The 5,855-nt window shown below is 70.4% G+C and carries 5 protein-coding genes and 1 pseudogene; 5 read left to right on the top strand and 1 reads right to left on the bottom strand.

Translation table 11 applies throughout. The features are described from left to right. The 5 genes and pseudogenes from VR45_RS43500 to VR45_RS47645 form a co-directional block, all read left to right on the top strand. Positions 1-129, top strand: a pseudogene (locus VR45_RS43500) (4-carboxy-4-hydroxy-2-oxoadipate aldolase/oxaloacetate decarboxylase); the annotation flags it as partial. Between the two features lie 2 nt (positions 130-131). Further along, positions 132-1,046 (top strand): amidohydrolase family protein, encoded by a 915-nt coding sequence (locus VR45_RS39065; protein ID WP_045944716.1) that lies wholly within the window; start codon positions 132-134, stop codon positions 1,044-1,046. Positions 1,047-1,071: 25 nt separating this feature from the next. Then, positions 1,072-2,379 (top strand): protocatechuate 4,5-dioxygenase subunit alpha, encoded by a 1,308-nt coding sequence (gene ligA, locus VR45_RS39060; protein WP_045944715.1) that lies wholly within the window; start codon positions 1,072-1,074, stop codon positions 2,377-2,379. A gap of 1 nt (position 2,380) precedes the next feature. Then, complete coding sequence (locus VR45_RS39055; protein WP_045944714.1) at positions 2,381-3,355, top strand: Gfo/Idh/MocA family oxidoreductase; 975 nt, start codon at positions 2,381-2,383, stop codon at positions 3,353-3,355. Between the two features lie 713 nt (positions 3,356-4,068). Next, complete coding sequence (locus tag VR45_RS47645) at positions 4,069-4,563, top strand: hypothetical protein (protein WP_159394530.1); 495 nt, start codon at positions 4,069-4,071, stop codon at positions 4,561-4,563. On the opposite strand, the gene VR45_RS39050 is transcribed toward VR45_RS47645, so the two are convergent. Beyond that, on the bottom strand, positions 4,521-5,855 hold a 1,335-nt coding region (locus VR45_RS39050), incomplete at its 5' end, for an NPCBM/NEW2 domain-containing protein (RefSeq protein ID WP_045944713.1). The genes VR45_RS47645 and VR45_RS39050 overlap by 43 nt on opposite strands.

Raw genomic sequence — 5,855 nt, 5'->3', positions numbered from 1 at the left:
GCGGCCTCGGCCGGGCGCGAGGCGGCCGAGGCGGGCAAGCGCGCGAGGTTCCGCGCGGGCGAACTCGGCCTGGACATCTACGGCATGCGCGGCCCGCTGGGCGCGCTCGGACTGCGGTACGAGGACTGAGCATGGCGACGACCTTCGAGAAGACCCCCGGCTGGCTGGACTGGTACGCCGGTCCGAGCCGCCCGACGTTCCGGCTGCCCGAGGGCGCCGTCGACGCCCACTGCCACGTCTTCGGACCGGGCGCGGAGTTCCCGTTCGCCCCCGAGCGCAAGTACACCCCGTGCGAGGCGTCCAAGGACCAGCTCTTCGAACTGCGAGACCACCTGGGCTTCGCCCGCAACATCGTGGTCCAGGCGACCTGCCACGGCGCCGACAACAGCGCCATGGTTGACGCCCTGCGAGCGTCGGGGGGCCTGGCCCGCGGTGTCGCGACGGTACGTCCCGGGATCGAGGACACACAGGTGCGGGAACTGCACGAGGCCGGCGTGCGCGGCGTGCGGTTCAACTTCGTCAAGCGGCTCGTCGACGCGGCGCCGCAGCAGGACCTGTGGGACGTCGTCGAACGGATCGGACCGTACGGCTGGCACGTCGTCGTCTACTTCGAGGCGGCCGACCTCGCCGACCTGCGCGAGTTCCTCCTCTCGATCCCGGTGCCGCTGGTCGTCGACCACATGGGCCGGCCCGATGTCGCCAAGGACCCGCACGGCCCGGAGTTCGTGGCGTTCCTGGACTTCATGCGCGCCCGGCCCGACATCTGGTGCAAGGTCACCTGCCCGGAGCGGCTGTCGGTGAGCGGCCCGCCGGCCCTCGACGGGGAACGGACGGCCTACCGCGTCCCGTTCGCCCGGCGCGTGGTCGAGGAGTTCCCCGACCGGGTGCTGTGGGGCACCGACTGGCCGCACCCGAACCTCACCGGCCACATGCCCGACGACGGCCTGCTCGTCGACTTCGTCCCGCACATCGCGCCGACGCCGGAGCTGCGCCACAAACTCCTCGTCGACAACCCGATGCGCCTGTACTGGCCCGACGCCGACTGACCCATCACCCGATCGGAGCCCCACCATGTCGCTGGACAAGACCTACCAACTGGTCCCGGGCACGACCGTCTTCGACGCCGAACAGTCCGCCAGGGGCTACCACCTCAACCAGTTCTGCATGTCGCTGATGACGGCGGAGAACCGCGAGCACTACCTCGCCGACGAGCGCGGCTACCTCGACGCATGGCCGCTGCGGGAGGAGCAGAAGCAGGCGCTGCTCGACCGCGACCTCAACGCCGCGATGCGCGAGGGCGGCAACATCTACTTCCTCGCCAAGTGGGGCGCCACGCTGGGACTTTCCTTCCAGCAGATGGCCGGCTCGATGACCGGCATGACCGAGCAGGAGTACCGCGACATGATGCTCCGCGGCGGCCGCTCCGTCGAGGGGAACCGGATCGACCGCGCCGTCCTCGAAGCGGCGCACGCCGACCGCACGCCGCCGGCCGAGCACGCCACGATCACCGGCGCCGTCTTCACCTCGCACGTACCGGCGATCGGCGCGGCGATGGACCACCACAAGACCGACGAGCCCTACTGGCAGCCCGTCTTCGGCGGCTACGAGTACTCCAAGCGGTGGGTGGAGGAGAACCTCCCCGACGTGGTGGTCCTGGTCTACAACGACCACGCCACCACGTTCGACCTGTCGGTGATCCCGACCTTCGCGCTCGGCACCGGCGCGGTCTACCCCACCGCCGACGAGGGCTACGGGCCCCGGCCCGTCCCGGGCATCGAAGGCCACCCCGACCTGGCCGCGCACATCGCGCACTCGCTCATCAGGGACGACTTCGACCTCACCCTCGTCAACGAAATGAGCGTCGACCACGGCCTGACCGTCCCGCTGTCACTGATGTTCGGGGACGTCGAGACGTGGCCGTGCAAGGTGATCCCGTTCCACGTCAACGTGGTGCAGTACCCCGTGCCCTCGGGCGCCAGGTGCTTCCGGCTCGGCCAGGCGCTGCGCACGGCCATAGAGTCCTACGACAGGCCGCTGAAGGTCCAGGTGTGGGGCACCGGCGGCATGAGCCACCAGTTGCAGGGCCCCCGGGCCGGCCTCATCAATCGCGCGTGGGACAACGCCTTCCTGGACCGACTGGTCGAGGACCCGGCCGGCCTGGCGCGGGTACCGCACCTGGAGTACGTCGAGGAGGCGGGCTCGGAGGGCATCGAGCTGGTCATGTGGCTGATCGCCCGCGGCGCGATGAGCGACAACGACGGAAGTGGTGAGATCGAGGTCAAGCACCGCTTCTACCACGTGCCGGCGTCCAACACCGCCGTCGGACACCTGATCCTGGAGAACCACCCGCGGGCGGAAGCGCCCACCGTGAAGGAGTGACATGACCGACGACCGGACCGTCCGGATCGCCCTCGCCGGAGGCGGCGCCTTCGGAGCCAAGCACGCGGCCGCGCTCAGGCGGATCAAGGGCGTCGAGGTGACCGCTGTCGTGAGCAGTTCCCTCGAAAGCGCCCGGAAGTTCGCCGAGGAGCAGGGCGTGGGCCGAGGCGTCGCGACGCTGGAGGAGGTGCTGGCGATGGACGACGTCGACGCCGTCATCCTCGCCACGCCCACGCCGATGCACGCCGCGCAGACGCTGGCCTGCCTTGAGGCGGGCAAGCACGTCCAGGTCGAGATCCCGCTGGCCGCCTCGCTCGCCGACGCCGAGGCGTGCCTGGCCGCGCAGCGGCGCACCGGGCTCGTCGCGATGGTGGGGCACACCCGGCGCTTCAACCCCAGCCACCAGTGGGTCAACCAGCGGATCCGGGCCGGGCGGTTCCGGATCCAGCAGATGGACGTGCAGACCTACTTCTTCCGCCGCACCAACCTCAACGCCCTCGGGCAGCAGCGCTCCTGGACCGACCACCTGCTGTGGCACCACGCCGCGCACACCGTCGACCTGTTCGCCTACCAGGCCGGATCGCCGATCGTGCAGGCCAACGCCATCCAGGGGCCGATCCACCCCGAACTCGGCATCGCGATGGACATGTCGATCCAGCTGCGCGCGCAGAACGGGGCCATCTGCACCCTGTCGCTCTCGTTCAACAACGACGGGCCGCTCGGCACGTTCTTCCGCTACATCGGCGACGACGGCACCTACCTGGCGCGCTACGACGACCTGGTCACCGGCAAGGACGAGCCGATCGACGTGAGCGGGGTCGACGTCTCGATGGACGGCATCGAACTGCAGGACCGCGAGTTCGTCGCCGCCATCCGCGAGGGCCGGGAGCCGAACTCCTCCATCGCCCAGGTGATGTCCTGCTACCGGACGCTGGCGGCCCTCGAGGAGCAGCTCAACGCCGCCCCGGCCTCGTGACGCGGCGCCGACGGCGGGGCCGGGCCGTACCCGGCGTCGGATCGGGCCGTCCGAGGTTCCGGTGGGCGGCCTGCGCTGCGTGAACCTCAGCCATGCCCAGGTGTTCACCGGTACTGCATCTAGGCATCTTCAACGGTGGTCCACGGCGAGAGCCCGATCGCCGCGCCGCGTGGGCCCGGGCTGCCACCCGGGCCAACCGCTCCACCGACGGCGGCTACACCTGGCAGGGCTGGAACCACAGCACCGGCGGCCCCTCGCCCTCCGACGCCGCCCCGTCGATCGAAGGCGCGCCCGGGGGAGAGGTCTTCGCCAGTATCTCGTGGGGGAACGACACCGCTCCCTTCTCACGGCACATGGTCGTCAACAAGCGCGTCCTGTGACCATCCTCCGCTGCGCGATGGTGCCGTTTGGCGGGGCGCCAGGTGATCGAGGGGCAAGAGGCTGTGGACGCGGTCGAAAAGGTCAGCACGGGCTCCGTGGCCGAGTTCAAGCACGTCCCGAAGGACGACGTCGTCATCGAGCGCGCTGTGCTCATCGACTAACCATTCAGCGTGTGACCGCAGGCGCCACGGCGCCGGCACAACACCGCACCAGGACCGCCCGGGGCTGCCACCCCGGGCGGTCCTGCGTTGAGGACCGGCAGCCGAGAAGCGTCACGGACACCTACGCGACGCATAGCGCCAGGTCAGCCACGGATCCGCGACTTCGACCAGATGGTTCCCGGCGAGTCCCTTCAGTCCCTGACCAGCGAGAACACCACCCTCAAACAGCGCGTCCAGGAGCTCACCCGCGAGCATCGCACCCTGCAGGAACGCCTCGAAGGCGCCCGCTCCAATCTCCGCTTCGCCGAAAAGCGCATCGCCGCGCTCGAAGCCGAACCCCTTGAACAGGCAGCTGTCCGTTTCGGACCATCGGCGCTCATCAGGTGTGGTCCCAAAGTGGCCCCCAGGCCGAGCGCCCCGCCACAGCTACTGCCCGTGATCGAGACCTGTCGGCCCTTCAGTAAGCAGCGTCGCGCCTGCCCGACCACCCCTGCGTCGATGCCGTCAGCCGGCTCACCGGGCTGGTGCCTGCGGGCGGATCACGGTCGACTGGCCTCGATGCGCTGCGGTCCGTCGTCGGCCGCCGAACGGGCGGCCGACGACGGGTTGTCAGGGGCCGTCGCTCAGCAGGTGAGCTGGGCGTTCGCCCAGTCGGCGTGGTCGTAGGCGTTGCCGTCGCGGTCGTCGGTGACCCGAAGTTCGAGTGTCAGGGCACCGCCGGTGGCGACCGTCAGGCGGGTCGCGGGGCCATAGGTCTTGAGTGCGCTGTAGCCGAGCAGCCGCCCGTCGCCGTACACGGCGAACCGCACGCTGCCGTGGTTGGCGCGCACCTCGGAGTCGATGCCGACATCGGCCGAGAACTGGCTGCAGGTGCCGCCGAGCCACAGGTGGACGGCGGAGTCGGCGTGGGCGCCGAGGCCCTTGGCGTACGTGGTGGAGCCGATCTTCAGGGTGCGCCCGTCCCCGGCGGCCTGTTCTCCGTTGGAGCGGTCGCGCTCGACCGGGCCCCAGCCGTTGCCGGACGCGAGCCAGGTGAGGTCGCTCACCTGGTAGGTGCCGGCCGGGCGGGCGGCGGCGGTCGTGCCGGCCCGGTGGATCCGGTACATCACCACGCCGTGGCTGGGGACGCTCGCCGAGACGGCGCCGGTGCTGGTCGAGTCTGTGCCGGCCCACAGGTCGCGCAGGGTGTACATGTCGGAGCCGCCGAGGCCGAGCTCGGCGGCGCTGGTGGTGATGGTCGCGGTGGCGGCGGAGCGGTTGAACAGGACGGCCGTCACCGACCCGTCGGACATCGGCTTCGCCCACACCTGGAGGCCGCCGCCGAGGTCGCGCATCCGGCGGCCCTGGGAGCCGCCCCAGTCCTGGTCGACCGCGAGGACCTCGGGGTTGGTGAGGATCGCCTTGGTGGCGGGGTCGAGGGTGCGCAGGTCGTTGCCGAGGATCAGCGGGCTGTTCAGCAGTGACCAGAGGCTGAAGTGGGCGCGGGACTCGGTGTCGGTCAGACCGCCGTTGCCGACTTCCAGCATGTCCATGTCGTTCCAGGCGTTCGGCCCGGAGTACGGCTCCAGCCCTGCCTGGGCGTCCAGGATGTCGACGACGCCCATCGGCGTGGACTGCGAGCCGTTGGACCAGAAGTTGCCGATGTCCTCGGTGGTGCGCCAGGACGTCCCGCCGGAAGCCGGGCCGTACGTCGACCACGGGGCGTCCTTGCCCCAGCTGCACAGCATGTAGACGATCGGTCGGCCGGTCGCCTTCAGCGCGTCGCCCATCGCTTTGAAGCGGTCCAGGTAGGGCCGGTTGCCGCTGTTGCAGTTGTCGTACTTCAGCAGGTCGATGCCCCAGCCGGCGAACTGCCGCGCGTCGGCCGCCTCGTGGTCGAGGCTGCCCGGGTAGGCGCCCATGCAGGTGGCGGTGCCGGCCGACTCGTAGATGCCGATCTTCAGGCCCTTGGCGTGGAC

It is taken from the genome of Streptomyces sp. NRRL S-495 (assembly GCF_000966955.1).
GTDB lineage: Bacteria > Actinomycetota > Actinomycetes > Streptomycetales > Streptomycetaceae > Kitasatospora > Kitasatospora purpeofusca.
Note: the sequence above shows the minus strand (reverse complement) of the source record. Positions and strands in the feature narration are given on the sequence as shown.